Origin of the sequence: Aequorivita nionensis, assembly GCF_046352995.1 — a bacterium.
In the GTDB taxonomy this organism is placed as follows: domain Bacteria; phylum Bacteroidota; class Bacteroidia; order Flavobacteriales; family Flavobacteriaceae; genus Aequorivita; species Aequorivita nionensis.
Genome location: NZ_CP130281.1, coordinates 2,186,791 through 2,213,361, shown reverse-complemented (window position 1 = coordinate 2,213,361; position 26,571 = coordinate 2,186,791). Strand labels below are relative to the sequence as shown.

The window sequence follows — 26,571 nt, the reverse complement described above, 5'->3', positions numbered from 1 at the left end:
TAAATTATGGCAGTAGACTTACTACTTGGACTACAATGGGGCGACGAAGGCAAAGGAAAAATTGTCGATGTCCTAACAAAGAACTATGATATAATAGCACGTTTTCAGGGCGGGCCAAATGCAGGTCACACCTTGGAGTTTGACGGAATAAAACACGTGTTGCGCACCATTCCTTCCGGTATTTTCCACAAAAATTCAGTAAACGTCATCGGAAACGGTGTTGTTATTGACCCAGTGGTTTTTGTAAAAGAGCTGGAAGCCTTGGAAAAGTTTAATATTGATTTCAAGAAAAACCTAATTGTTTCAAGAAAAGCGCACGTTATTTTACCAACACATCGCTTATTAGACGCAGCTTCTGAAGCCTCCAAAGGAAAGGCAAAAATTGGTTCTACATTAAAAGGAATTGGCCCAACTTATATGGACAAAACCGGAAGAAACGGAATCCGTATAGGTGATTTGGAACTAGAAAACTGGCAAGACAAATACCGTGCTTTGGCTGATAAACACGAAGCGATGATCGCTTTTTACAATGTGGATGTTCAGTATGATTTGGCCGATCTTGAAGCTGAATTTTTTGCTGCAGTTGAAACATTGAAGAACCTTACTTTCATTGATAGCGAAGAATATTTGCACCAAGCGCAAAAAGAAGGAAAAACTATTTTGGCTGAAGGCGCACAAGGTTCATTATTAGATATTGACTTTGGAACATATCCGTTTGTAACGTCTTCAAACACCACAGCAGCGGGTGCTTGCACAGGTTTGGGCGTTCCTCCAAACAAAGTAAAAGATGTTTTCGGAATTTTTAAAGCATACACCACACGAGTTGGTAGCGGCCCCTTCCCTACTGAACTTTTTGACGAGGACGGTGAGAGAATGGCCAAAATCGGAAATGAATTTGGTGCCGTTACCGGTCGTCCAAGACGTTGCGGATGGTTAGACTTAGTGGCTTTACGATACGCTGTTCAAGTGAACGGAGTTACCCAACTAATAATGATGAAAGCCGATGTTTTGAGCGGTTTCGAAAAATTAAAGGTTTGTACTGCATATAATTACAAAGGCAAGACAATTCAGCATTTACCGTATAATATTGAAGCCGAAAATGTAACGCCAATCTTCACAGAAATGAAAGGCTGGAAAGCAGATTTAACCAAAATGAGCGAAGCTTCACAGTTGCCTCAGGCGTTGAATGACTATATTGATTTCCTTGAAAAAGAACTGGAGGTACCTATCAAAATAGTTTCTGTAGGGCCAGATAGAAAGCAGACCATTCACCGGTAATCAATATTTAGTTGGTATTTTCGTTACAAATTACAAATAAATCTTTTTTGAAAATATCACAATTCATATTTGTTATTTCGCTTTTTTTCTTCGGAATAAGTCTTTCCGCACAAGAAAAACAGAAAGTTGATATCCAATCTGGTTATTTAGAATTACGCCCAGAATTTCCCGATGCAGCAATTTACACCAAAGACGAAACCGGACAGGTTTACATTGTTCACGAAGGTGTGGAAATGTGGTGTGATCAAGCATTTGTTTACTTAAAAAACAACTTCGTAAAGGCTTATGGCGCAGTTCGAATTTCGCAGGGAGACACTGTCTCTATGAATAGTAAATATGCAGAATACAACGGGAACACTCAGTTTGCCTTTGCCAGTGGCGATGTGGTTTTGACCGAACCAAAAACCACCCTTCAAACCGATACTCTTTACTTTGACAGAATAAAACAGCAAGCCTATTACAGAACTGGTGGTACCGTCCGCGACACCGCAAGTGTTTTGACAAGTCGTTCGGGTAGATATTTCGCAGAAAGTAAAAAATATCAGTTTCTTTCCGACGTAAAAATCGTAAATCCAAAATACACCGTAAACAGCAACCAACTCGATTTCTATTCCGAAACCGGTGCTGCATATCTTTACGGACCTTCCACAATTGTAAGCGAAACCAGCACGGTTTATTGCGAGCGTGGTTATTACGATACGCGCGGCGATACTGGTTATTTTGTAAAAAACTCAAAAGTAGATTATGAAAACCGAACACTTTATGGCGACAGTATCTACTTTGACAGAAACAAGAGTTTTGCTTCAGCCACGAACAATATTCGGGTTTTGGACACTATTAATAAAAGTGTAATCCGCGGACATTATGCTGAAGTTTTTCGTGAAAAGGACTCTGTTTTTATTACGAAACGAGCCGTAGCAATTACCGTTCGTGACGGTGATTCCATTTATGTTCATGCAGACACTTTGCAGGTAACTGGAAAACCTGAAAATAGAGTTGTAAAGGGATTTTACCGAGCTAGGCTTTTTAAACCTGGAAAAGTTGGCGACGATCCTACCAGTGGAAAGTGTGATTCCATTTATGTGAACCAAAAAAGAGGGATCACAAAATTATTGCGCAATCCTGTTTTGTGGAGTGGCGAAAACCAAATGATTGGTGATACCATCCACATTCTATCAGATACAATCACTGACAAATTAGACACTTTAAAGGTTTTCAATAATGCCTTTTTGGTTCAAAAGGATAGTATGGGCTATAACCAAGTGAAGGGTGAGCGGCTTATCGGTCTTTTCACAAATAACGAGTTAGATACTGTAAACATTAATAAAAACGCACAGGTAATTTATTATTCCCGGAACGATAAAGAGGAATTGGTGGGTATAAATATTACGGTTTCCAGTTCCATACAAATGTATTTGGAAGAACAGCAAATTACCGGAATTCGTTTTATAAAAAAAGCCGATGGGAAAGTCTATCCACCTTCCATGCTCCCTGACAACGCACGATTATTGCCCGGATTTCAATGGCGGGGTGAAGAAAGATTGTATTCTGTGGAAGATTTATTTAAAGGAAAACCTGCGCCAGTCCTTCCAAAAATAACAGGGATTCCTTTGCCAAAAGACGAAGGTGAATTTTTTGAGGATATTCCCGAAGATGAAATTGAGCTTCCCGAAGAATCAAAATTAAGCCCGAAGGATTTTAAAAATCGTCCAGACGACCCAAAACCCGAAACACAGGAAAGCGAGGCAAAACGGGATTCTATTCAAAAAGCGAACGATTCCATTCAAACCGGAAACTAATGACAGAAGATTTTTATAAATACCAAGCGCAAACAACACCGCATCCGTTGGCCTTGGAAATCTCGCATGCAGAAGGAAGCTATATTTACGATACTTCCGGAAAAAAACACTTGGATTTTGTAGCGGGAGTTTCAGCCTGCACACTTGGGCATTGCCATCCACGCGTTGTTTCAGCTATAAAAAATCAGGTTGATAAATATTTGCACGTAATGGTTTATGGCGAATATATTCAACAGCCAGCCGTGGAACTTGCAAAATTGCTTGCCGAAAACCTTCCGAAGAATTTAAACACAACTTATTTAGTAAATAGCGGTACAGAAGCCATAGAAGGCGCATTAAAACTTGCCCGACGCGCAACGGGAAGAACACAAATTCTTTATGCTAACAACGCATACCATGGCAACACAATGGGCTCCATGAGTGTGATGGGTTTTGAGGAACGCAAAAACGCTTTCCAGCCTTTAGTTCCAGATTGCTTTCCTATTACTTTCAACAATGAAGCGGATTTACAGAAGATAACTTCAGAAACAGCCGCTATTATTTTGGAAACCATCCAAGGTAGCGCTGGTTTTATCCAGCCGGAAAATGATTATTTAAAAAAAGTTCGACAGCGTTGTGATGAAACCGGAACGCTTTTGATTTTAGATGAAATTCAACCCGGATTTGGAAGAACTGGAAAACTTTTCGCCTTTGAACATTTTGGTATTGTGCCAGATATTTTGGTGATGGGAAAAGGAATGGGTGGCGGTTTACCAATTGGTGCTTTTACGGCATCACACAACGTTATGTCATTGCTTCAAAACAATCCGAAACTTGGCCACATTACCACTTTTGGCGGAAATCCTGTGATTGCGGCTGCCGCTTTGGCAACGCTACAGGAATTGACAGAAACCGACATTATCCAACAAACGCTAGAAAAAGAAAAACTCTTTAGAAAACTTCTGAAACACCCAATGATAAAAGAAATTCGTGGACGAGGCCTTATGCTGGCAGCAATGTTGGAAACACCCGAGATTGCTTCCGAAGTAATTCTCGCCTGTAAAGACCGCGGATTGATACTTTTTTGGCTACTTTTTGAAGGTCGCGCCCTCCGCATTACACCCCCACTGACAATTAGCAATGACGAAATTGCAGAAGGTTGCAATATGTTGCAAAACGTATTAAATCGCTGCAAAAGGCAGTAATTCGTTGCAAATCCTTTATTAATAGCGCTTTACAACTTACCTTTATGTTGATAAGTCCGTTAACAATAAAGGCGGCATAACTATTGAACTCGTTATTACATTATTATCTTTAAAATAGAAGAAACCGTTAAACCGTGCGTATGCAATTAAGTTCAAACGAGCATAACAACTTCTCGCTGGAAAGATTCGAATCTATGCTGAAAACCAACAGCGTACTTTTTTTCGACTCAGAGGAATTTGAAGAAATAGTGCATCATTATCTTGAAAACGGAAAAATTGCACTAGCCAAAAAGGCAACCAAACTAGGTTTGGAACAGCACCCTACCTCTACAAACCTCAAGCTTTTCCAAATTGAAATGTATATTTTTGAAAACCAATTGGAAATCGCCGAAGAACTTTTGGACGAGCTATACCAATTGGAACAGAGCAACGAGGAAATCTACATTCAGAAGGCAAATATCTTTTCACGACGCGACAAGCATAAAGATGCCATCACTCTTTTGGAACAAGCATTGGAAATTACCGATGACGAAGCTGACGTACTGTCATTATTGGGAATGGAATATCTTTTCTTGGAAGATTATGAAAACGCCAAATATTATTTTATGAAATGTTTGGAAGAAGATGAAGAGGATTATTCAGCCCTTTACAATATTATTTACTGCTTTGAATATCTTGACGAATACGAAGCAGCCATAGACTATCTGAACGATTATCTCAACAAAAATCCTTATTGTGAAGTTGCTTGGCATCAAGTGGGCAAGCAATATTATGAACTGAAAGATTATAAAAAAGCACTCGCTGCGTTTGATTTCGCCATAATTAGCGATGACGGTTTTATTGGCGCATATCTTGAAAAAGGCAGGGTTTTGGAAAAAATGAAGAAGTATGGTGAAGCTATAGAAAGCTATTCCGTTACTTTAGGATTGGATGATCCAACTTCTTATGCACTATTGCGAATTGGAAAATGCTACGAAAAACTTGGAAATGCTGAAATGGCGATTCAATTTTACACTAAATGTGTAGAAGAAGATTCTTTGCTTGATAAAGGCTGGATAGCTATTACCGATTTTTATTTAAAAAGCAAACAATATCAAAAAGCACTTTATTACATAGAAAAAGCCATTAATATTGACAGTGAAAATGTGCATTATTGGAAGCGTTATGCGAAAATCAATAACAAACTGAACCTTTTTGAAGAAGCTGAAGTTGGTTATCGCAAAGCTTTAGAACTTGGTAATTATGAATTGGAATCTTGGTTAACCCGAGGCGATATTCTTACCAATTTAGGTGAATATGAAGCAGCGGTAAACAATTTTAACCAAGCCTTGGAGTTTTATCCCGAACATGCCGAGCTAGAATACCGCCTTTCTGGACTTTATTTTACGTTAAGTGAGAATGACAAAGGAGCATTTCATCTTAAGAACGCCCTAAAATCCGAACCCGAATATTTGATGATAATTGAGGAACTTTTTCCTCAAGTATATCAAATGGAATCGGTTGTGGAAATAATCAAACAACACAAAAATCCTTCGCTTTAATTTCTGTATTTTTGGGGTTTTAGCAAATTAAATCTATGCCTCAAAGAAATTTTCTCCAATACTTAATAGTAACCGCAAAAGGACTTGCAATGGGTGCTGCGGATGTTGTGCCCGGAGTTTCAGGCGGAACAATTGCCTTCATCTCTGGAATTTACGAAGAGCTTATTGAAACCATTCACAACATTGATCTAGGCTTCTTCAAAATCTGGAAGAAGGAAGGTTTTTCAAAAGCTTGGAAACATTATAATCTTTCTTTTTTACTGGCGCTTTTTTCAGGGGTTTTTATAAGTATCATCTCGCTTGCAAAACTTATAACCTGGCTTTTGGAAGTCTATCCCATAATGGTTTGGTCCTTTTTCTTTGGGTTGGTAATCGCCAGTATTGTGTATGTTGGCAAACAAATAACTAATTGGAGATTGACTGTAATTGTGGCATTAATTATCGCTTCTGTTCTATCCTATCTAATAACTATTGCGGATCCAATCGGTTCTCCGGAAAGCACTTGGTTTCTTTTTTTGGCAGGTTTTATTGCAATAATCGCAATGATACTTCCAGGAATTTCGGGCGCTTTTATTCTTTTGCTTTTGGGTGCCTATACTGCTGTTATTGGCATTGTAACCCAATTAGGCGAAGGAATTATCACTTTAAATAGCTCATTGTTTTTAAGTGCGCTCGGGAAGCTTTTAATATTTGGTGTTGGTGCAATTTTAGGTCTGAAAATGTTTTCGCGAGTCTTGAACTGGATGTTCAAACATCACAAAAACTTAATACTCGCCGTGCTTACTGGGTTTATGGTAGGCGCATTAAACAAAATATGGCCGTGGAAAGAAGTTTTACAATACAGAATGAACCACGCTGGGGAACAAATCCCGTTTATTGAAAGAAGTATTCTTCCACAAAATTACGATGGAAATCCACAGATTTTATATGCCATATTATTTGCGGTCATTGGCTTCTTGACAATTTTTTTGTTGGAAATGATTGCCGTGAAGAAAAGCACAGTATCCAGTAGCAGTAAAGAGTCAAAATAACTTAATAACACTTAACACAACCCGTGTACGAAAATCGCTCCTTTTCCGATAAAACTTGGTTAGTTCTAAAGGGACTTGCTATGGGTGCAGCTAATAAGGTTCCCGGAGTTTCTGGCGGAGTGGTCGCTTTTGTTGCAGGTTTCTATGAGGAATTTATTTATTCCCTTCAAAAAATAAACAGGAAAGCTTTCAAACTGCTTATCGGCGGACGTTATAAAAGTTTGTACCGTTATACCAATGGGCAATTTCTAAGTTTGTTGATTTTGGGGATGGTTATCAGTTATTTCAGCATTTCCAAGCTTCTCGATTATTTAATTGTTCATTACGAACTCTATGTTTGGAGTGCCTTTTTCGGAATGATAATCGGCTCCATTTACTTTATAGCAAAAGATTTCGGCGACTGGAACCGCAAGTATGCCGCTTATCTTTTATGTGGCGTAATTGCTGGCGTAGCGATCAGTTTTTTAGAACCCGCAAAAGAAAACAGTAATCTATTTTTTGTATTTTTCTGTGGCATGATCAGTGTTTCTGGAATGACTTTGCCTGGATTTTCAGGTTCTTTCATATTAATTCTTTTGGGTAATTATGTATTGTTGTTGGTAGATTCAGTAAATGCGCTTTTTGACACATTCGCAAATATTTTTCAATTGGATTTTAGCTGGGTTTATAATCCCGAAAGGATTGAGCTTTTAAAGGTTTTAGCCATTTTTTCATTAGGTTCTTTAGTTGGTTTGGTTTCGCTTTCACATTTGTTGGCGTATGTTTTGAAGCGATTTAAAAAAGCTACTTACGCGGTGATTATTGGTTTTATAGCCGGTTCACTTGGTGTGGTTTGGCCGTGGAAAGAAGAAAAATATGTTTTTGACACTTTGGGCCAAATAAAACTCGACGCCAACGGAAGAGAAATAATAACAGGATATACGCGCTATTTCCCTGAAAACTTTGGTACAGAAACCAAACTAGCAATACTATTTATGGTGATTGGGGCAGCCATTGTTTTAAGCTTAGATTGGTACGATAATTACAAAAAGAAACATCGTGTCTAAATTTGGGTTGATAGGAAGAAATATCGGTTATTCTTTTTCAAAAAATTTCTTTTCCGAAAAATTTGAAAATGAAAACCTGTTTCATTCCTATGAAAATTTTGATATTCCTTCCATTGAACTATTCCCGAAAATAATTTCCGAAAACCCAAATTTAAAAGGCTTAAATGTCACCATTCCCTACAAAGAAGAAGTCATCAAATTTCTAAATAGCTTGGATGCAACAGCCCAAAAAATTGGTGCCGTCAACACTATTAAAATTTCTGAAACCGGGAAACTTACAGGCTTCAATACAGATTTTTACGGTTTTCAAAAATCACTTGAAAATTTTCTTCCGCTAAAGAAAAAAACCGCCCTTATTTTGGGTACGGGCGGTGCTTCAAAAGCAATAGCTTATGCATTGAAAAATTTAGATTTTGAATTTAAATTTGTGAGCCGTACGGAAAATTCAAATACAATTAATTACGAGTCCGTAAACAAGTCAATAATTGAAAACCACTTATTGATTGTTAATTGCACGCCCTTGGGAACCTTTCCCAATATTCACGAATATCCCGCCATTCCTTATGGGTTTCTCACTGAAAACCATCTTTTATTCGATTTGATATACAATCCTGCCGAAACAGAGTTTTTAAAACAGGGGAAAACCAACGGAGCAAAAACAGCCAATGGATTGAGGATGTTAGAATTGCAGGCAGAAAAAGCTTGGAAAATCTGGAATTCATAAAATTCACCCAAAAAGATTCAAAAAAACGCTGTGTGCTTTGCCAATTGCGCAGTTGTTAGTATCTTGACCCTCCAAGAAAAACGAACCTAAACATTGAAACAAATGTCTGACGAAAAATTACCTCAGGAAGAGAACGAAGAGAAAATTCCAACTACTGAAACCGTTTCTGAAATTGAAAACAAAATTGAAAAAGATAAAGAAGTATTAGAAACGGAAGAAAAAACAACGGAATCAAGCTCTTCATCAGAAAGCGCGGTTGAAGAAGTTTCTACTGAAGAAACCTCCGAAAACAATAGTGTTGAGGAAACAATTGTTGAAGAAAAAAAATTGGTCAATGAATCTTCTAAGGAGGATGCTTCTCAAGTTAAAGCTTCGGAGGATGAGGAAGGTGAAGATGAGGATGAAGTAGCTTCTTCCGAAGACGAAGAGGACGAAGAAGAACACGAGGAAAAAGCTCAAAAGGATTACAGCTCACTTTCAGAAAAAGAATTGGTTGCTGAACTTGATAAACTTCTGAAAACAAAAAAAATCCAGGAATTAAAGCACGATGTTGAGGAAATCCGTTCAGAATTCAATAGCAAATTCAACGAAGAACTGGAACACAAAAAAGAGGAATTTCTTGCCGAAGGTGGCAATATTATTGACTTCCACTACACTACTCCACTAAAAAAAGAATTCAATTCGCTTTATTTTGACTATAAAGAAAAGCGAAACAGTTATTATAAAAATCTTAAGAAAGACCTACAAGCCAACATAGATAAGCGTTGGGAACTTATTGAGGAGCTGAAAGGCCTTTTGAGTGCTGAAGAAAATATTAATACTACCTATAACCATTTTAAAGAAATTCAAGAAAAATGGCATATGGCTGGGGCAATTCCAAGGGATAAATACAACACCGTTTGGAACACGTATCACCACCATGTTGAAAATTTCTATGATTTTCTTCATTTAAACCGTGAGTTCCGCGATTTAGATTTTAAGCACAATCTAGATAGTAAGCTGAAAATCATTACTCGTGCTGAAGAGCTCGGTCAGGAAACTGATATTAATAAAGCTTTCCGTGAACTACAGATGCTCCACAAAATGTGGAAAGAAGATATTGGACCTGTTGCAAAGGAATATCGCGATGAAGTTTGGGACAAATTCAGCGAGGCCACAAAAGTAATCCACGACAAGCGCCAAGAACAATTGGCCGAAATGGAAAAAGACTTTGAAGCCAATTATGAAAAGAAAAAACAATTGGTCGAAGAAATAAAAAAAGCTGCTGAAGATACCAAACCAAGTCACCAAGGTTGGCAAAATGCCATTAAAAAGGTGCAGGAACTTCGGGATGCCTTTTTCAACACAGGTCGTGTTCCAAGAGCAAATAATAAAGAAATCTGGAAAGCTTTTAAAGATGCAACGGGTAACTTTAACCATCAAAAGAACAGTTTTTACAAAAACCAGAAAAAAGAACAATACACAAATCTTGAACAGAAGCGTGAACTTATAAAGATTGCAGAGGAAAACAAAGACAGCGAGGATTTTGAAGCCACGACCGCTTTGATGAAAAAAATCCAAGATAATTGGAAAAATATTGGCCACGTGCCACGAAAGGACAGCGACAAGATTTGGAAACGATTCAAAAAAGCGTGTAATCATTATTTTGACAGACTTCACGCCCAGAAAAATGAAGCCAACAAAGAAGAAATGGTTCATTTTGAAGCCAAGCAAGAAATGCTCGAAAAACTTTCTTCTTTTGAATTGAGCGGCGATCACAAGGTAGATGTGAAAGCCATAAAGGAGAAAATCACCGCTTGGAAAGAAATTGGACGCGTACCATACAACAAACGCAATATTGAACAGAAATTCAACAAAACCTTGGACGGCCTGTTTTCAAAGCTTGACTTGGGCAAAAAGGAAACTGAGCTAATCAAGTTTGACAATAAATTGAACACCCTAGTAAACCGCGAAGACGACCGCAAACTGCAGAATGAGCATTTCTTTATTTCGAAAAAAATAGATGAAACTAAAGACGAAATTAGACAGCTAGAGAACAATTTAGGATTTTTCCACCACGTTGACGAAAACAATCCTTTAGTAAAAGAAGTCCATAAAAATATTGAACGCCATAAAGAGCAGCTTGAAGTTTGGAAGGCAAAACTTTCAAAAATTAAGGAAGTTCGGGAAGATTAAATTTCCAAGTAATTTTATGATTGTTATTCATAATTTCGATTTTTTAGTTGGTAAATGGAATGTTCTAAACCGACGTTTAAAAGACCGAATGACCGATTGTGATGAATGGACTGAATTCACTGCGGAAATGGAAACCAAACCAATTTTGAACGGTTTGGGAATTATGGACGAAATGAAATCAGCGCATTTTGGCGATGATTTTATTGGCCTAAGCATCCGGATCTAAAATCCAGTTCCAAACGAATGGAAAATCTTTTGGGCAGACACTGCAAACCCGGAGATTGGTTTGAAAGAACAAGTTGTTGGAAAATTTGAGAATGGCGTTGGGAAATTTTTCGGGAAAGAAGATTATAAAGGAAAAGAATACAATTTAAGGTTTCTATGGAAAAAGGAAACTGCAGACACAGCACAATGGGAGCAGGCATATTATAATGAAGCAAGCCAAGTTTGGGAAACAAATTGGATCATGCTTTTTACTTCAATAAAAAACTGAAAACTGCTACTGAAAACTGACTACTGTAATTTAGCTTCGTTCCAAAAAACATCCATCTCTGCCAAAGTCATATCTTTTAAAGATTTATTCATTTCTTTGGCTTTGCTTTCCAAATACTGAAATCGTTTTATAAATTTTTTATTGGTGCGTTCCAACGCGTTTTCGGGATTCACTTTTAAGAATCGCGCATAGTTTATCATCGAGAAAAGCACGTCACCAAATTCGGCTTCTATCTTTTCTTGGTTGTTTTCATTTACTTCGTGTTGCAACTCGCCCAACTCTTCCTGCAATTTTTCAAAAACCTGTTGGGGTTCTTCCCAGTCAAAACCTACTCCCGCAACTTTATCCTGAATTCTACTGGCTTTAACCAAAGCTGGCAATGATTTTGGCACACCTTCCAAAACACTTGCTTTTCCTTCTTTCAACTTTAAGTTTTCCCAGTTTCGTTTTACTTCTTCTTCGTCAGCCACTTTTACGTCCCCATAAATATGTGGATGACGGGAAATGAGTTTTTCGCAAATATCATTACACACATCAGCAATATCAAAATCGTTGGTTTCGCTGCCTATTTTCGCATAAAAAACAATGTGGAGCAAAACATCTCCCAATTCTTTTTTCACTTCGTTTAAATCATTTTCAAGTATAGCGTCGCCCAGCTCATAGGTTTCCTCAATGGTTAAATGACGGAGTGTTTCCATCGTTTGCTTTTTGTCCCAAGGGCACTGCTCGCGGAGTTCGTCCATAATGGTTAAAAGTCTGTTGAAGGCTTGAAGATGATTTTCTCGAGAGTTCATTTTTCTGAAAGTTTATACAAACAAAGCTACTGTAAATGCAATAGGTTATAGAAATGATTTATTAAAAATCATTAACAAAAAAATCCCGAGAGTACGAACTTTCGGGATTTTTGATATTTATAAAAAGCTTGAATATTATGTTTTGCGTGAATTGGCACTTTTAGTCGCCCCCCCTTTTTTAGCCGATGAAGCTTTTGGAGTAGCGGTTTTCGGCGCAGCCGCTTTTGGAACAGCAGTTTTTGTAGTTTTAGCGGTTTTGGTTTCTTCTTCCTTGCTTTCTTCTTTTGGTGCTGAGAAATCATTCAAACCATTTTTCACAAGAAGATTGTACCATTGTACCATTTTTTTTATATCACTGGCATATACGCGGTCTTCATCATAATCTGGCAAAACACCGAAGAAAAATTCTTCAAGCTCCTCTTTTGAAACTTTATGGCTTATGGTTTCCTTTCCATTTGCTTTTTCTGAAATTTTCTGAAATACCTCACGAAGTGGCACTTCTTCAGTCAATGTATAAACTGCAATTTCTGAAAGCAGGCTCACATTCTGGCGGCCACTTACGTTTATAGTTTTCCCGTCTAAAAGCGATTCAGCTAAAAAGCCAGCACGGGTTTGGGTTTTTAATTTGTAAAGTCCGGGTTTGCCGGCAATGGAAAGCACTTTTTCTAAGCTCATAAAATACTTTTAAATGTTTTAATTAATACAAATATCCTTGGTTTGGTTTATATAAACAAGCGCCTTAACGTTTCTTTTTTGCATTTGGAAATTTCATCCGGTAATCCACGCTAACGTTTCCTTTTGAAATATTAGCTAACTTGCTTTTTATCAATCTTTTCTTGAGCGGTGAAAGCTTATCAGTAAAAAGAATTCCTTCAATGTGGTCATACTCATGTTGAATGATTCGCGCTACAATTCCGCTGAAGGTTTCTTTATGATTTTTAAAATTTTCGTCTTGATATTCAATAACAATATCTGGCTGGCGGAAAACATCCTCACGCACGTCTGGAATACTCAAACAGCCTTCATTGAAAGCCCATTCATCACCGGTTTCATCGAGAATTCGTGCATTGATGAATACTTTTTTAAAGGTAGAAACAAATTTCTGTTCCTCTTCTGAAAGATCTTCGTCATCCTCAAAAGGTGTTGCATCAACTATAAAAAGGCGAATGGGTATATTTACTTGAGGTGCCGCAAGACCGATACCTCGAGCTTCATACATAGTTTCGAACATGTTTTCGAGAACCGAATCCAAGTTTGGATAGTCTTTAGTTATTTCTTCGGTTTCTTTTCTTAAAACTGGGTCGCCATAGGCTACAATCGGTAGTATCATTAAACTATTTATTATATAAAAATTCTTGTAAAATTATAGTCGCACTAATCTCATCAACCAGCGCTTTATTCTGTCGTTGTTTCTTTTTCAAACCGCTGTCAATCATTGCTTGGAAAGCCATTTTGCTAGTGTAACGTTCATCAACGCGCTTTACTTCTAAGTCGGGAAAAACTTCTGAAAATTTCTTCAAAAACTTCTGAATTTCTTCTTCAATATTGGAATGGGTTCCGTCTTTCTGCTTGGGCTCGCCCACTAAAACCAATTCTACTTTTTCCGAAGCAATATACTTCTTCAAAAAATCCATCAATTCAGAAGTAGCAACCGTCGTCAAACCCGATGCAATCATTTGCAGCTCGTCCGTATTGGCGATGCCAGTTCGCTTGCTGCCGTAATCCAACGCTAAAATTCTTCCCATACCGACTGCAAAAATAAGGGTTTGTGAATTACTATACTATTATCGACTGTAATTTTGAATTATGAAGCTTATATTTGTGAAAAAGACGCAGGGAGTTAGATACTAGTTGGCTTATTACAGGCAAAAATCTCATCCCACAACGGAGAACTAAAAACCGATAACAAAAAACACATGACCGAACTACAACAAACCATAGAAAAAGCTTGGGAAGACCGTTCCCTACTTACCGAAACCGAAACTATAGTTGCCATCCGCCAAGTGGTAAACCTTTGTGACGAAGGCAAACTGCGTTGCGCAGAACCAACGGCTGATGGCTGGCAAGTAAACGAATGGGTAAAAAAAGCGATCGTGCTCTACTTCCCCATTCAAAAAATGCGCACTTTGGAAGCTGGAATTTTTGAGTATCACGATAAAATTCCACTAAAATCTGGTTATGAAGCTAAGGGAATTCGTGTAGTGCCGAATGCAGTTGCACGTCACGGAGCTTATATTTCTAAAGGAGTTATCTTAATGCCAAGCTATGTAAACATTGGCGCCTATGTTGATGAAGGTACGATGGTAGATACTTGGGCAACCGTAGGCAGTTGTGCTCAGATTGGTAAAAACGTACACCTAAGTGGTGGCGTGGGCATTGGCGGCGTATTGGAGCCGCTTCAAGCTGCGCCTGTTATTATTGAAGATGGTGCTTTTATTGGTTCGCGCTGTATTGTAGTTGAAGGTGTTCGTGTGGGTAAGGAAGCTGTTTTGGGCGCTAATGTAGTGCTTACTGCCTCCACAAAAATTATAGATGTAACTGGTGAAAACCCTATAGAAGTAAAAGGATATGTGCCCGAACGTTCCGTAGTAATTCCCGGAAGTTATACCAAAAAATTTCCTGCTGGGGAATATCAAGTGCCGTGCGCGTTGATTATTGGAGTGCGAAAAGAAAGCACCAATCTTAAAACTTCTTTGAATGATGCTTTGCGGGAATATGGGGTGGCGGTTTAGGAAGTAAGCAGTATTCGGTGGCAGTTGACAGTTTAAAAGTTCATTATGAAGATTAAAATACTCTTAATTTTTTTCGCTCTTTTTACTTTTCCAATTGTAAAAGCACAGGAAATTCTTTCAGAAACACAAAAATTAGCTGCCACCGCTAAAGTCTGGGGCTTTTTGAAATATTACCATCCAAATATAGCAAATGGAAATTATAACTGGGATGATGAACTTTTTAAAATTCTTTCAAAAATAGAAACTGCTCAAACTGATGAAAGTCTATCTAATATTTTCAGTAAATGGATTGACTCTTTAGGAATTATTATGAAATGTGTAAAATGTACCGAAGAAAGTTCCAAAAAGTATATAAACAAAAATTTTGATTTATCATGGACTCAAAATTCAAAATATTTTGAACCAAATCTGTCTCAAAAACTTAAGTATATTGAAAACAATAGATATCAAGGAAAACCATATTATATAAAAAACACAGACACTGTATGGACAGTACAAATTCAAAATGAGCCAGAATATCCAAATTTTGATTGGAAAAATAAAAATCTTAGGTTATTGGCGCTCTTTAGATACTGGAATATTGTGGAGTATTTCTATCCATACAAATATCTTACCGATCAAAAATGGGATGACGTTTTAAAAGAAATGATTCCAAAGTTTGCAAATGCTCAAACAGAGCTTGAATATAATCTTGCTCTGCTTGAGCTAGTGGTAAAAATTGACGATAGCCATGCAACTTTCTCCACTCCAGTCCTTAACGATTATTTTGGTCTTTATTGGATTCCTGCAAAATTCACCATTATTGATAACAAAGCAATAATAACAGGTTTCTATGACGAATCGCTTGCCGCCAAAGACGATCTACGCATTGGAGATATAATTACAACAGCTAATGGAGAAAGTATTAAGAATATCTTTGAAAAACATTATAAATACCTAAGTGCTTCGAATCCCGCAGTTAAAATAAGAAGTTCCGCGTTTGCTATTTTTAACGGAAATTCGGATACGATAACTGTTGAATATATTCGAAATAATGTAACAAAGATTAAAACTGTTCACAGGTATTACTACAACGAATTCAAAAGTGAAAAAAACCTTGAAAAATGGGAAATCCTTGAAGGGAATATTGGTTATATAAATATGGGGGTTTTAGAAAGTGATGATGTTACCACTGCAATGAAGAAATTAATGGATACTAAAGCCATTATCTTTGATATTCGTAATTATCCAAAGAGCTCCATACATTATATTGCGGCCTATTTGAATAAAGTTCCTAAGTATTTTGTGACCCTCACAATGCCAGATATAGAATACCCAGGGAAATTTTTCATTGCAGAAACACAAACTTGTGGTACCAAAAAAGGAGAAAAATACACAGGTAAAGTAGTAGTTCTTGTTAATGAGATAACACAAAGTCAAGCAGAATATAGTTGCATGTGTTTTCAAACAGTAGACGGCGCAAAAATTATTGGTAGCCAAACCGCAGGTGCTGATGGTCCCGTTACTTATTTCAGGTTTTCGGGGAGTGATAAAACAGTATTTACTGGTATGGGGGTTTATTATCCAGATGGTAGAGAAACACAACGCATAGGTATTATTCCTGACATTGAAGTAAAGCCAACAATTCAAGGGATACGTGATGGCAAAGATGAAGTGTTAGAAAAAGCTATTGAATATGTGAATGATTCAAAGTAATTGGAAAGTTCAAATTTACTTTTTACGACGTAACTTCTTACTATTAACCTTCTTCTGAAAAGCCCTACTATGCTTCAACATCAGTGCATGGGTTTCTTCAAAACTTTTACCGGAAAGCTCCGCATATTCCTGCGCCATAATTTTAACCATCGTCTTTGAAAGCCATAATCTGCGGAAGTTGTGCATACGTGCGTTAAAATCCATGGGTTCAAAACGCATTCGGTTTAAATCAATTAAATAGAAATCATACGTATTATTCCCGTGATCCATTATTAGTGTATTTCCAGGGGAATGGTCCAAAAAATTCACGTCTTTTTCGTGAAGTTTAAAAGTAAATTTCGTGAACTGTCTTAATATCTCGTTTCGTTTTTTAAATCTGGGATTGTGTATCAATTCCCGAAAATCAAAATCGTAATCAATGTGTTCGCTTATGTAGAAACTCTCCTGTAACCCTCCTGAAAAAACTTCCAAATAAGCCACGGGAAAAGGGGTGTTTATTCCAAAATCAATCAATTTTGACGCGTATTCAAAAGAGCGCTTCGCTTTGCTTTTCCGAATAAATTTATAAACTAACGACTGAAAAGCATTCGGTGTTTTAAATTTTTTAATATTGAAGGAAATTCCTTCAAGTTGCACCATTTTTATCACATTGCGCTCGCCCTTAGTCACATATTCTCCTTTATGGGAAAAATCGTGAAGCACCTCCTTAAGCTTTTCAGCCAAGTGGGAATATTTTGGGTTGATAATAAAATTCTCGTGCATTTATAAAAAAGATACTTTTAAAAAAGGTATTTTGCGAAGGTAATCTATATGAAGAAAATTCTCGTAATACAAAACAAAAGAATTGGTGACGTGCTCATCAGCTCCGTCATTGCCAATAATATAAAAAAGGTATTTCCCGAAAGTGAAGTTACCTATTTTGTATATGAATATACTGCAGGTGTTCTGGAGAACAATCCAAACATTGATCGAATTATCGCAGTAAAGGAAAAAGAACTAAAGAGCTACACCAAGCTTTTCCAAACGATTTCAAAAATAAAAAAGGAAGAATATGACATTATTTTTGATCCCTATTCCAAGTTGCAAAGCAGGCTGATCTGTCTTTTTTCGGGTGCCGAGTACAGGATTGGACTAAAGCGCGCCCATAAAGATTTGAAACTTCCTTTTTACACCCATCCTATAAGCCATTTGAAACACCGTTCCAAAAACTGCGGCAAGGCAATTGAGGACAGAATTAATATGATTGCTTCCGTTTTTGAATTGAAAGCACCCGAATATACCCCAAAAATATTCTTGACGGAAGAAGAAAAACAATACAGCAGAATTGACTCTCTTCAAAAACCCGTGATTATGTTGGGCATTTTGGGTAGCACGCCCCAAAAATCCATGCCCTATAAATATATGGTTGAAATAATAGATTACATTACTGAAAACTATCGCGGTACTATTCTTTTCAATTACGCCCCCAACCAAAAAGAAGAAGCACAAAAGGTTTACGAAATGTGCAAAAACAAAGATCAAATAAACCTTGAAATCTACGAAGATTCCATACGGGGATTTATAAAATTGATGAATAAATGCGACCTTTTGGTTTCAAATGAAGGAGGAAGTGTTCACATTACCAAAGCGCTTGACAAACCAACATTCACAATTTATTCGCCATACGTAAACAAAGAGCATTGGTGCAGTTTTGAGGATGGCGACCATCACGATTCCATACATTTATTGGAGGAAAAGCCAGATCTTTTCAGCAGTTTCACTTTAGAAGAACGAAGAAACATTGAAGAAGATCCAAATTCACTTTACAAAGAATTGACCCCAGAATTGATTCTCTCAAAACTAAAACCATTTTTGGAGCATCATCTCACAAAGTTTTCTTCTTAATTTTTTAAAACTTCTTCTTTCGGAAGATTTACAGGATTTGCAGATTTAATAATTCCGTGTTCTGTCCAAATACGTTTTTCTTGTTTTGTAACTTTTCTGATTGCTTTATTTTTCACAAACATTTCCTTGGTAACATATCCGCGCTCGTGATCCAAGTGTAAAGTTACAGTGCTGTATCTAATTTGCTGTGGTTTTATTCCGTAGTTCATTAACCGCTCACCCATTTCACGGTCTTCTCCGCCGTATTGCATGCGCTCATCAAAACCGTTAACAGCAAGAACATCCTTGCGCCAGCCGGAAGCATTATTGCCATCCCAAGTGGCACTTGTTGGGGTGAACGTGTTAAGAATATCTTCTTTCAAGCCGTAGCTAGTAAGTTTGTTAATCTTAAAGGTTTTTTTCAGTCCGTGTTTCAAAAGCCATTTTGCATTAAAACAACGCTGGGTTTCAATATCATTCTTAGTGATCTGTTTCGAAATTTTCATCGACAACTTAAAATAACCTGCCGAAAGAAAACATCCCGGACGGCTCAGTCCCAAATGTGTTGAAACCAAATCATTTCGTGGAATGCAGTCGCCATCCGTAAAAATAAGGTACTCTCCTTTTGAAGCGACAATGGCTTTGTTAAGAATTTTTGTTTTCTGAAAACCGTGGTCTTCCTGCCAAACATGAGTGATTTTTAAAGAAGAAGTTTCTTTAAACGAATTGATCAACATCTTTGTTTCTTCAGTTGAACCATCATCTGCGATCACGATTTCAAAATTCTTTTCCAATTGTTGCTCAAAACCCCAAAGTGCTTTTTGAAGCCATTCCGGTTGGTTATAGGTGCTCACAATTACCGAAACATAAGGTGTTGTATCTGTGTTTTTTACAATGCCATAAGGAGTCCATTTCTTTTTTTGGTCGCGGGTTTGTCTGCGAATGGCCAGATTTTTTTCAATGGACTGCTGGTTTTTGTAACCGCGCGGATGGTCTAAATGCAATACCACTGCATTGTAGCGAATCTGCTTGCTTTTTATTCCTAGATTCGTCAAACGTTCCCCAAGTTCACGATCCTGGCCGCCGTATTGCATACGTTCGTCAAATCCGTTTATAGCCAAAATATCTTTCTTCCACCCAGAAGCATTGTGCCCGTTCCAACTAGCATTGGTAGGTGTTAAGGCATTTAAAAGGGAAGCCTTAAACGGGCCAGAGTGAAGTTTGTTATTTTTAAAAGAAGTTTTCAAGCCATGTTTCTTCAGCCATTTAAGGTCAAAGCACTTTTCCGAATAAATATCTTCTTTGCTGATTTCTTCAGAAATATTCATCGGCAACATAAAATAGCCACCCGAAAGAAAATAACCTTCTTCACGATACTTAACGTGCTGCTCCACAAAATCCTTTCGCGGAATGCAGTCGCCATCACTCATAATAATATATTCGGTACTACACTGTTTGATTGCTTTATTGAGAATTTGAGATTTCTGAAAACCATTGTCCTCGTGCCAAACATGTACTATTGGGTAAAAAACCTCTGCTTCCATCTTTTTAAGCAACTGCCGCGTTTCATCATTGGAACCATCATCGGCAATTACCACTTCAAATTGTCTATATGTTTGATTATTATAGCCATAAAGCACTTTTTCCAACCATACGGTGGAATTATAGGTGCTGATAATTATGGAAGTGTCCAGTTGCTTCATTAGTGCAAAGATAAAGTTATTTATGAAGTTGGCTCTAGAAACAAAAAGTTGTAATTTCGAAATGAAAATTAATCTTTGTGAAGAACCCGAAACTAACCGTAATCATACCTACTTTCAACGAAGAAGCATATATTGAGGATGCGTTGTTTTCCGTTGCTTTTGCTGATGAAATAATCGTGATCGACTCCTTCAGCACTGATAAAACTCCAGAAATAGCCAAACAATACGCCTCCAAATTCCTTCAGCGAAAGTTTGATAACTTTTCTAACCAGAAAAACTTCGCGTTAAAAGAAGCAACAGGCGATTGGGTCCTTTTTGTTGATGCAGACGAACGCGTAACCCACTCTCTAGAAGCCGAAATAAAAGAAACGATCCAAAACCCAAAACACGGCGGTTATAAAATAAATTTTCCCCATTTTTATATGAATCGCTTTCTCTATCATCACAGTGATGATGTACTGCGATTGGTAAAAAGGGAAGGTGCGGCATTTTCTGGTTCGGTTCATGAAAAACTGCAATGTGTGGGTAGTATTGGGAAATTAAAAAATAAAATGCTCCATTTCACTTACAAAGATTTCGGTAGTTATATTTCAAAAAAAGAAGCATATGCATGGTTTCAAGCGAAACAACAATTCGATAAAGGAAAAAAAACTACTTGGTTGCACTTAATTTTCAAACCCACCTATCGGTTTTTTCGTTCTTTTGTTTTAAAAGGTGGCTTTCGTGACGGTGTTCCAGGAATGACCGTTGCTGCCGTGAATGCGTACGGCGTTTTTGAAAGGTATGTGAAGTTGATGTTGCTTCAAAAAGGAATGAAATAAACAACACATATCCAAAAATCTAAAATAATTTCCCAAAGCGGATTTTCTGCCGAAACTTTAGTAATGAAAATTCCCCTTTCACGTCAATTCGTTCAATTTCAAAAGGTTTTTTAAAAGGAAAACTATTTATTCGGTTGCCAATCCGCAAACCATATTCAATTCCGTTTATCTTCAGTGTTTTTTTGAAAATTTCATTGCGTGCCTTTTCCTTCGGAAATTTACCATACGGATAGGCCAAAACTGGCGAAAACCTCAATCCATTTTCAGAAACGAATTCCAAGCAACGACGCGTGTCTGCCTCAATTTCAGCATTGGAAAGTTCAGTGTATTTTTTATGATAAAAAGAATGAAAACCAAGTTCAACAATTTTAGAATCTAGAGATTTCAATTGCTCTAAGGTCATTATTTCCAAAGAAGAAGTATTCCAAGTATCTGTTTTTCCTAAAAAATCAAGCGGAACAAAAAATGTGGCTTTCAACTTATATTTTTTTAGCAATGGCAATGCAAGATCCAATTGGCTCACATAACCATCATCAAAAGTGATAACTATATTTTTACCTTTTGGCAATTCTTTTAGCTTTAGCAATTCTTTTAAGTGAAAAGTTTTATAGCCGTTTTCAGCTAAGTGATTAAATTGCTTTTCAAGATTTTCCACGGAAATGGTCAAGCCTTTTCCATCTTCAACGGTAACGTGATGGTACATTAAAATTGGGAGCTTCGCCATAACAGTTTTCAAATTTATAGCTGTAAAATTATTACTTTTACGCAAACTACAACCCATTTTTGGAAAACCCTGTAAAAATCACTGCTATTGCCATTACGCTTAATGAAGCGCACAATATTGAGGCATATCTAAAAAGCCTTTGGTTTGCGGATGAAATTGTAATTGTAGATTCTTTTTCTACAGATGAAACGGTAGCTTTGGCCTCTAAGCACGAAAAAGTTTCTGTTTACCAACGTGAGTTTGATAATTTTTCAAAACAAAAAAACTTCGCCATTTCGAAAGCGAAAAACGATTGGGTCACTTTTTTTGATTTGGATGAAGAGATAACTCCAGCGCTGGCAGACGAAATAATTGAAAAAGGCAAACACCCAAAAGCAATCGCCTATTTCGTGAAACGGGATTTCTATTTTATGGGAAAACGCATAAAATACAGTGGCTTGCAGAATGACTATGTGGTACGTTTTTTTAATAGAAACCATTGTCAGTACAACGCAAATTTGGTTCACGAAACTTTAGAAACAGAAGGCGAAACGGAGAATTTAAAAACCACTTTACCGCATCACACCTATAAATCATTTGACGATTACACAGCAAAAGCACACCGTTACAGCGCGCTACAGGCAGAGATGCTCTACAAAAAAGGAAAAAAGCCAAATTATTATCATTTTCTATTCCGTCCGTTTTATCGCTTTTTGAACCAATTTTTTTTCCGATTGGGAATTTTAGATGGAAAGGAAGGCTTTGTTTTGGCTTACGTGAGTGCTTTTTCGGTTTTTAAAAGGTATGTGAATCTTTGGCTTTTGTATCGGAAGATTGATTAAAAAACCTCCCTTTGAAGCTTTGCGCTGAGCGAAGTAAAAGTAGGAGATTTAGAGGGATGTTTACAAATATTTATCAATCCCTTTTTCGCACCACTTGCTCTTCGCTGCAAGTGCTTTTTCCTGCAGTGAATCATTAATTTCAAAACGGCTTTGGTCTTTCACTTTGTGCCAAATGTGGTAAACTATGCCACGATAACGCAATCTTCTTCCCAAAACGCCATTGTGCATCATTCGTATAATCAGTTCAGAATCTTCACGGCCCCAGCCTTCAAATTCTTCATTATAACCGTTTACGGCAATCACATCTTTTTTCCAAAAGGAAACGTTACAACCACGCATTTTATCAGAAACCGCATCAGTGGTTTTGTAAAGACTGCTCAACGCTGGAACACGAAGATTACGTGTTCGTTTTTTTATGCCTCTGTCAAAGAAATTAAACTTTATTTTTTGCGAAGCGAACAACTTCGGAAGAAACTCCTCCTTAATATTCACCCGACTCCCAAAAAGGTAAACATTGGGCTGCGCAAGCGCTTTGTGGTCACGGACAAAATCTTTGTGCAGAATGCAATCGCCATCCACTTGAATGATGTATGCACCCTTTGCGGCAGCGATGGCCTTGTTCAAAATAATGGATTTTCGGAAACCTTTGTCCTCGTGCCAAAAATGATAGATTGGAACAATCAATTTCTTTTTGAAATCTTCAATTAAATTTTTTGTTTCTTCCGAGGAGCCATCATCTGCAATCAGGATTTCGTCTGGTTGTTCGGTTTGATTGTTAGCGCTTAAAAGAACCAATTCCAAAGCTTGGGGCCAATTGTATGTAGAAATTAATAGCGAAGTCTTCATTTAAAAAGGTGTTTAAAATATTGCCCAATATTTTTTTTGAAAAGAAAAAATGGCGAAGGGTGCAATTCGGGTTTTGCGTTCAACTGTCTTTTTATTTCGTCCATATTTTTGGAACCTATATAATCCAATGTTTTCCAACCTTCGGGTTGCAGATAGAAAAAATCCTGCATTTCCTTATAATTATCTTTATTCACTGAGCGCCACTTTTCAACGTATTGTTCAATATCAAAATCCTTGGAATGGCCCCAGTTGGTAAGTTTCGTCATCAAATCTTTTTCGCTTCTCGAAATGCATTCGTGCATCAAAAGGTTATCGGTATAAATAATACGCTTTCGGTTTTGGCGCGCAAAGGTGTATTTTGGGAAATTGGTAGCCAATAAAACCTTTGTGGGATTGTCAACATACAACAAACCATCGTCTGTGTATTTGTACATATTTATAAGAAATCCTGCAATCTGAACTGGCGTTTTCTCGGGATTTTTTAAAAAGCTATCGTACTTCCTGAGTGTTTTTACAAAACCTTTAAAATCGATAAAATATTCGTCGGCATCCACTTGCACCAACCAGTTGCCAACACCCATTTTTTCAGAAAGCAAAGTGCGCTCCCGTGTATCGTTTTCAATGGCGGAAAGTTCAGGAATGTAAAAATCGTCTTTATAAATCTGGATTTTCTTTTCGCTGTCAAATTCCTTTAACCAATAGTAAAACGAAGGCGAAACCTGAAATTTTTCACCAGACCAAGTTCTGTATTCCTTATCCTCTGCTATAAAAATAGCATCAGCATCCTCATAAACTGGCGGAATGGCCTTTTTAAGATTTTCATAATCATAGGAAAGTAAAAAGCCGACGTGAATTTTTTTCATTCTTTGATTTTTTCTTCAAAGATACAGTTTCGCCAATAACTGTTTAAATTTTCTATTTTTACCGAAATAACATTTATGAAAATCTGCCTTATCAGTTTCGATTTCTGGAATTATGATCATCATATTGTTGATGCGCTTCAAAAAAAAGGAATTGTGGCACATCATATTAATCTTAGAGGTTACAAACATCAATACCCCACTATATTTCATAGAATTGGAAATTTTTTCAACAAGCTTATTTTGAAAAAAAACACCAAGAAAATCAAACGTGAGGAATATATTTTGAATGAATTGGCGGCATTGGGCAAGCAAGATCAAATCCTCATTATAAACCCCGAAATCATTTCAGTTTCCACCCATAAAAAAATAAAAAAACTCACAAATAGATACATTGCATATCTCTATGACAGCAGCAAACGTAGGCCTATAAGCCATTTATTGGAAATCGAACTTTTTGATACCGTTTTTTCATTTGATCCTGAAGATGTTAAAACCTACAACTTAATACCTCTTACAAACTATATCTATTTTGAAAAAAAAATACCCAAAATAGGCGATGTGAAATATGATTGTTTTACCATTAGTTATTTGGATGAACGTTTGGAAACAATGAATAGGATTGCCGAAATTTTAAAACAAAAAAATCTAAAGTCACATTTTGTAGTGGTGGGAAAAAACAAACCTGACGGAATTCACCCTAATATAATTTTTACTGAAGAAAGACAGAATCAGCAACAGGTTCATCTGGAAATTAATAAATCTAAAACGGTTTTGGATTTACTGCGTGATGAACAAGCTGGGTTAAGTTTCAGGATTTTTGAGGCATTGGGGTTTCAAAAGAAAATCATTACCTCAAATAAGTATGTTCAGGAATTCGATTTTTACAATCCGGAAAATATTTTAATAATAGACCCAGAAAATCCAGACATTCCGAAAAGTTTTTTTGAAACTCCTTACGTGCCCATTCCTCAAGAAATCTATCGAAAATATTCACTGGAAGGATGGGTGGAAGATGTCTTTAACCTAAAATAATTATTTTAGGATTTTCATTACATTCTCCTCAATATTGGCAATTGAAAATGGCTTCAATATTTTTTTAGAATTATCACTTACCTGATTCCATAAAGTTTCATCGGTGTAAAGTGAAATAATTTTTTCAGCGAAATCTTTAGGACTATCGAAAGGAGCTAGCATCAGTTCTTCATTGGGCGAAAAATTGAAACCTTCGGCACCTATCTCTGTAGTTACCAACGGAAGACCAAACTCCAAACTTTGTCCTATTTTTCCTTTAATTCCAGCGCCAAAAGCCAATGGAGCCACAAACAATTTTGCACTGTTGAAATATTCGGAAATGTCTTCAACAAAGCCCAAAACCCTAAAATTTTCAGAATTCATATCCAGTATTTCCTGTGGCGCGTAACTCCCTATTATCTCAATTTTAAGTGCTGGCAGTTCTTTCAACAAGATTGGAAGTATTTTATCGTGCAGGTATTTTACAGCATCCAAATTGGGCGTATGAATAAAACTTCCAATAAATAAAAGGTTTTCCCGTTGGTTGAAATTTTTAAAACCTGAATTTTCATTTTTGAACTGATGGATATTTCCCACCACGACCATTTCGGTTTTGCCGTGAAGCAATGGAAGTAATTCATTTTTGTCATCTTCCGTTATAGGCGCAACCACATCTGCCATTTCAGCATTGTGAAGTTCCATCTTCAAATATTTTTTCATCAACTTTTCAATTGATGGGTCCTTGCTTCGCTCCCACTCACGCTTCAAACGCAAATAATGAAAATCAACCATATCAAAAACCAGTTTTGCCTTTGAAAATTTTTTCACAAAAACATAATATTTAAAAAAGATATCGGGGCGGTGCAGCCAAGCAAATTCAATATGTGGGCTTATAAGTTGAATGAATTTCTCGCGGTCTATAAGTTTATTGTTTTCATCCAAAACCGGCTCATAAACGACAGCTCCCATATTTCGGTAGGTCTGGCAATACTCATTTTTAAATCTATATTCTTTAGTGTCTGCCAATAAAAAAACATTGAAACCACGTTTCAGCATAATTTCAATTATGTGGAAAAGACGTCGCGAGCCAGAATCGCGGTCGTATTCTGGAATAATACTGTCTATAATTAACACCCCTTTTTTGGTTTTGTCAAAATCCAAAAAATTTAGATGAATTGCTTCCTCGCGTAACTTCTTTTCGAGCTTTCGCTTTCTAATGTAGTGTTTCAGTTTTTTGTACATCCACTTCAATTTGTTGGTAAAACTACAAAACGATTCAGAAGCTTTAATAGTCTAAACCAAGTTTTCAAATAATAAATTCACCTTTAAAATGTTCTGAATGGAACTTTTTGAACCTACCTTTGCCATTCATGCTATTTTGATAAAAATACCCTATTTTTAAGGTTTTTTGGAGACAAAGCGCAATA

The 26,571-nt window shown here is 36.9% G+C and carries 26 protein-coding genes and 1 pseudogene; 16 read left to right on the top strand and 11 right to left on the bottom strand.

The genetic code is table 11. The features are described from left to right. The first annotated feature begins 6 nt into the window (after positions 1–6). From Q2U82_RS10025 to Q2U82_RS09980, 10 genes are all read left to right on the top strand, one after another. Positions 7–1,278, top strand: a complete 1,272-nt coding sequence (locus Q2U82_RS10025; RefSeq protein ID WP_410004741.1) for an adenylosuccinate synthase — start codon at positions 7–9, stop codon at positions 1,276–1,278. Between the two features lie 47 nt (positions 1,279–1,325). Further along, positions 1,326–3,077 (top strand): OstA-like protein, encoded by a 1,752-nt coding sequence (locus Q2U82_RS10020; RefSeq protein ID WP_410004740.1) that lies wholly within the window; start codon positions 1,326–1,328, stop codon positions 3,075–3,077. After that, a complete protein-coding gene (locus Q2U82_RS10015) occupies positions 3,077–4,261 on the top strand; it encodes an aspartate aminotransferase family protein (RefSeq protein WP_410004739.1) in 1,185 nt (394 codons plus the stop codon). The genes Q2U82_RS10020 and Q2U82_RS10015 overlap by 1 nt, the downstream gene beginning before the upstream one ends. A 140-nt stretch (positions 4,262–4,401) precedes the next feature. Beyond that, positions 4,402–5,802 (top strand): tetratricopeptide repeat protein, encoded by a 1,401-nt coding sequence (locus Q2U82_RS10010; protein ID WP_410004738.1) that lies wholly within the window; start codon positions 4,402–4,404, stop codon positions 5,800–5,802. A gap of 35 nt (positions 5,803–5,837) precedes the next feature. After that, on the top strand, positions 5,838–6,833 hold the full coding sequence (locus tag Q2U82_RS10005; protein ID WP_410004737.1) for a DUF368 domain-containing protein: 996 nt from the start codon (positions 5,838–5,840) through the stop codon (positions 6,831–6,833). A 23-nt stretch (positions 6,834–6,856) separates the two neighbouring features. Then, a complete protein-coding gene (locus Q2U82_RS10000; RefSeq protein WP_410004736.1) occupies positions 6,857–7,879 on the top strand; it encodes a DUF368 domain-containing protein in 1,023 nt (340 codons plus the stop codon). Further along, on the top strand, positions 7,872–8,603 hold the full coding sequence (locus tag Q2U82_RS09995) for a shikimate dehydrogenase family protein (protein ID WP_410004735.1): 732 nt from the start codon (positions 7,872–7,874) through the stop codon (positions 8,601–8,603). Before Q2U82_RS10000 ends, Q2U82_RS09995 begins: the two co-directional genes overlap by 8 nt. 102 nt (positions 8,604–8,705) lie before the next feature. Then, on the top strand, positions 8,706–10,778 hold the full coding sequence (locus tag Q2U82_RS09990) for a DUF349 domain-containing protein (protein ID WP_410004734.1): 2,073 nt from the start codon (positions 8,706–8,708) through the stop codon (positions 10,776–10,778). A 16-nt stretch (positions 10,779–10,794) separates the two neighbouring features. Beyond that, a complete protein-coding gene (locus Q2U82_RS09985) occupies positions 10,795–11,004 on the top strand; it encodes a hypothetical protein (RefSeq protein WP_410004733.1) in 210 nt (69 codons plus the stop codon). A 60-nt stretch (positions 11,005–11,064) separates the two neighbouring features. Beyond that, complete coding sequence (locus Q2U82_RS09980; protein ID WP_410004732.1) at positions 11,065–11,271, top strand: hypothetical protein; 207 nt, start codon at positions 11,065–11,067, stop codon at positions 11,269–11,271. Between the two features lie 20 nt (positions 11,272–11,291). Here the strand turns inward: Q2U82_RS09980 and mazG are convergent, their stop codons facing one another. The 4 genes from mazG to ruvX form a co-directional block, all read right to left on the bottom strand. Next, positions 11,292–12,065, bottom strand: a complete 774-nt coding sequence (gene mazG / locus Q2U82_RS09975) for a nucleoside triphosphate pyrophosphohydrolase (RefSeq protein WP_410004731.1) — start codon at positions 12,063–12,065, stop codon at positions 11,292–11,294. Positions 12,066–12,200: 135 nt separating this feature from the next. After that, the gene (locus Q2U82_RS09970; RefSeq protein ID WP_410004730.1) at positions 12,201–12,740 is read right to left on the bottom strand and encodes a DUF5606 domain-containing protein; all 540 of its coding nucleotides are present in this window, start codon (positions 12,738–12,740) and stop codon (positions 12,201–12,203) included. A gap of 64 nt (positions 12,741–12,804) precedes the next feature. Further along, positions 12,805–13,395 carry a peptide deformylase gene (def, locus tag Q2U82_RS09965; protein WP_410004729.1) on the bottom strand — a complete coding sequence of 197 codons (591 nt, stop codon included), beginning with the start codon at positions 13,393–13,395 and terminating at the stop codon, positions 12,805–12,807. 4 nt (positions 13,396–13,399) lie between these two features. Beyond that, the gene (ruvX, locus tag Q2U82_RS09960) at positions 13,400–13,810 is read right to left on the bottom strand and encodes a Holliday junction resolvase RuvX (protein ID WP_410004728.1); all 411 of its coding nucleotides are present in this window, start codon (positions 13,808–13,810) and stop codon (positions 13,400–13,402) included. Between the two features lie 171 nt (positions 13,811–13,981). Between ruvX and Q2U82_RS09955 the strand changes: the two genes are divergently transcribed. After that, on the top strand, positions 13,982–14,797 hold the full coding sequence (locus Q2U82_RS09955; protein WP_410004727.1) for a 2,3,4,5-tetrahydropyridine-2,6-dicarboxylate N-succinyltransferase: 816 nt from the start codon (positions 13,982–13,984) through the stop codon (positions 14,795–14,797). A 45-nt stretch (positions 14,798–14,842) separates the two neighbouring features. Continuing rightward, a complete protein-coding gene (locus tag Q2U82_RS09950; protein WP_410004726.1) occupies positions 14,843–16,492 on the top strand; it encodes a S41 family peptidase in 1,650 nt (549 codons plus the stop codon). A gap of 15 nt (positions 16,493–16,507) precedes the next feature. On the opposite strand, the gene Q2U82_RS09945 is transcribed toward Q2U82_RS09950, so the two are convergent. After that, entirely contained in the window at positions 16,508–17,254 is a 747-nt protein-coding gene (locus tag Q2U82_RS09945; RefSeq protein ID WP_410004725.1) for a lipopolysaccharide kinase InaA family protein, read from the bottom strand. A gap of 48 nt (positions 17,255–17,302) precedes the next feature. Between Q2U82_RS09945 and Q2U82_RS09940 the strand changes: the two genes are divergently transcribed. Then, entirely contained in the window at positions 17,303–18,376 is a 1,074-nt protein-coding gene (locus tag Q2U82_RS09940) for a glycosyltransferase family 9 protein (RefSeq protein ID WP_410004724.1), read from the top strand. On the opposite strand, the gene Q2U82_RS09935 is transcribed toward Q2U82_RS09940, so the two are convergent. Beyond that, complete coding sequence (locus Q2U82_RS09935) at positions 18,373–19,209, bottom strand: glycosyltransferase family 2 protein (RefSeq protein WP_410007152.1); 837 nt, start codon at positions 19,207–19,209, stop codon at positions 18,373–18,375. The two genes, Q2U82_RS09940 and Q2U82_RS09935, sit on opposite strands and share 4 nt — an antisense overlap. Before the next feature lie 30 nt (positions 19,210–19,239). Then, positions 19,240–20,058 (bottom strand): annotated as a pseudogene (locus Q2U82_RS09930) (glycosyltransferase family 2 protein); the annotation flags it as partial. A 77-nt stretch (positions 20,059–20,135) separates the two neighbouring features. On the opposite strand from Q2U82_RS09930, the gene Q2U82_RS09925 reads away from it, so the two are divergent. Continuing rightward, complete coding sequence (locus Q2U82_RS09925; RefSeq protein WP_410004723.1) at positions 20,136–20,879, top strand: glycosyltransferase family 2 protein; 744 nt, start codon at positions 20,136–20,138, stop codon at positions 20,877–20,879. Between the two features lie 19 nt (positions 20,880–20,898). On the opposite strand, the gene Q2U82_RS09920 is transcribed toward Q2U82_RS09925, so the two are convergent. Further along, complete coding sequence (locus tag Q2U82_RS09920; RefSeq protein WP_410004722.1) at positions 20,899–21,603, bottom strand: polysaccharide deacetylase family protein; 705 nt, start codon at positions 21,601–21,603, stop codon at positions 20,899–20,901. 59 nt (positions 21,604–21,662) lie between these two features. Between Q2U82_RS09920 and Q2U82_RS09915 the strand changes: the two genes are divergently transcribed. Then, entirely contained in the window at positions 21,663–22,424 is a 762-nt protein-coding gene (locus Q2U82_RS09915; RefSeq protein WP_410004721.1) for a glycosyltransferase family 2 protein, read from the top strand. A gap of 60 nt (positions 22,425–22,484) precedes the next feature. Here the strand turns inward: Q2U82_RS09915 and Q2U82_RS09910 are convergent, their stop codons facing one another. Next, the gene (locus Q2U82_RS09910; RefSeq protein WP_410004720.1) at positions 22,485–23,270 is read right to left on the bottom strand and encodes a glycosyltransferase family 2 protein; all 786 of its coding nucleotides are present in this window, start codon (positions 23,268–23,270) and stop codon (positions 22,485–22,487) included. Next, positions 23,267–24,133: a hypothetical protein gene (locus Q2U82_RS09905; RefSeq protein WP_410004719.1), complete on the bottom strand. Its 867-nt coding sequence runs from the start codon at positions 24,131–24,133 to the stop codon at positions 23,267–23,269. Before Q2U82_RS09905 ends, Q2U82_RS09910 begins: the two co-directional genes overlap by 4 nt. A gap of 75 nt (positions 24,134–24,208) precedes the next feature. Here Q2U82_RS09905 and Q2U82_RS09900 point away from each other — a divergent pair, with 75 nt between their 5' ends. Then, positions 24,209–25,165, top strand: a complete 957-nt coding sequence (locus Q2U82_RS09900) for a hypothetical protein (protein WP_410004718.1) — start codon at positions 24,209–24,211, stop codon at positions 25,163–25,165. On the opposite strand, the gene Q2U82_RS09895 is transcribed toward Q2U82_RS09900, so the two are convergent. Next, a complete protein-coding gene (locus Q2U82_RS09895) occupies positions 25,166–26,386 on the bottom strand; it encodes a glycosyltransferase (protein ID WP_410004717.1) in 1,221 nt (406 codons plus the stop codon). Positions 26,387–26,571: the final 185 nt, after the last annotated feature.

Excerpts from the sequence above, each read along its gene's own strand:
- Q2U82_RS09950 (WP_410004726.1), top strand. The coding sequence starts at position 14,843 with ATGAAGATTAAAATACTCTTAATTTTTTTCGCTCTTTTTACTTTTCCA.
- Q2U82_RS09990 (WP_410004734.1), top strand. The coding sequence starts at position 8,706 with ATGTCTGACGAAAAATTACCTCAGGAAGAGAACGAAGAGAAAATTCCA.
- Q2U82_RS09905 (WP_410004719.1), bottom strand. The coding sequence starts at position 24,133 with ATGAAAAAAATTCACGTCGGCTTTTTACTTTCCTATGATTATGAAAAT.
- Q2U82_RS09920 (WP_410004722.1), bottom strand. The coding sequence starts at position 21,603 with ATGGCGAAGCTCCCAATTTTAATGTACCATCACGTTACCGTTGAAGAT.
- Q2U82_RS09955 (WP_410004727.1), top strand. The coding sequence starts at position 13,982 with ATGACCGAACTACAACAAACCATAGAAAAAGCTTGGGAAGACCGTTCC.
- Q2U82_RS10010 (WP_410004738.1), top strand. The coding sequence starts at position 4,402 with ATGCAATTAAGTTCAAACGAGCATAACAACTTCTCGCTGGAAAGATTC.
- mazG (WP_410004731.1), bottom strand. The coding sequence starts at position 12,065 with ATGAACTCTCGAGAAAATCATCTTCAAGCCTTCAACAGACTTTTAACC.
- Q2U82_RS10025 (WP_410004741.1), top strand. The coding sequence starts at position 7 with ATGGCAGTAGACTTACTACTTGGACTACAATGGGGCGACGAAGGCAAA.
- Q2U82_RS09970 (WP_410004730.1), bottom strand. The coding sequence starts at position 12,740 with ATGAGCTTAGAAAAAGTGCTTTCCATTGCCGGCAAACCCGGACTTTAC.
- Q2U82_RS09985 (WP_410004733.1), top strand. The coding sequence starts at position 10,795 with ATGATTGTTATTCATAATTTCGATTTTTTAGTTGGTAAATGGAATGTT.
- Q2U82_RS09910 (WP_410004720.1), bottom strand. The coding sequence starts at position 23,270 with ATGAAGACTTCGCTATTAATTTCTACATACAATTGGCCCCAAGCTTTG.
- Q2U82_RS10005 (WP_410004737.1), top strand. The coding sequence starts at position 5,838 with ATGCCTCAAAGAAATTTTCTCCAATACTTAATAGTAACCGCAAAAGGA.
- Q2U82_RS09945 (WP_410004725.1), bottom strand. The coding sequence starts at position 17,254 with ATGCACGAGAATTTTATTATCAACCCAAAATATTCCCACTTGGCTGAA.
- Q2U82_RS09900 (WP_410004718.1), top strand. The coding sequence starts at position 24,209 with ATGAAAATCTGCCTTATCAGTTTCGATTTCTGGAATTATGATCATCAT.
- Q2U82_RS09940 (WP_410004724.1), top strand. The coding sequence starts at position 17,303 with ATGAAGAAAATTCTCGTAATACAAAACAAAAGAATTGGTGACGTGCTC.
- ruvX (WP_410004728.1), bottom strand. The coding sequence starts at position 13,810 with ATGGGAAGAATTTTAGCGTTGGATTACGGCAGCAAGCGAACTGGCATC.
- Q2U82_RS10015 (WP_410004739.1), top strand. The coding sequence starts at position 3,077 with ATGACAGAAGATTTTTATAAATACCAAGCGCAAACAACACCGCATCCG.
- def (WP_410004729.1), bottom strand. The coding sequence starts at position 13,395 with ATGATACTACCGATTGTAGCCTATGGCGACCCAGTTTTAAGAAAAGAA.
- Q2U82_RS09895 (WP_410004717.1), bottom strand. The coding sequence starts at position 26,386 with ATGTACAAAAAACTGAAACACTACATTAGAAAGCGAAAGCTCGAAAAG.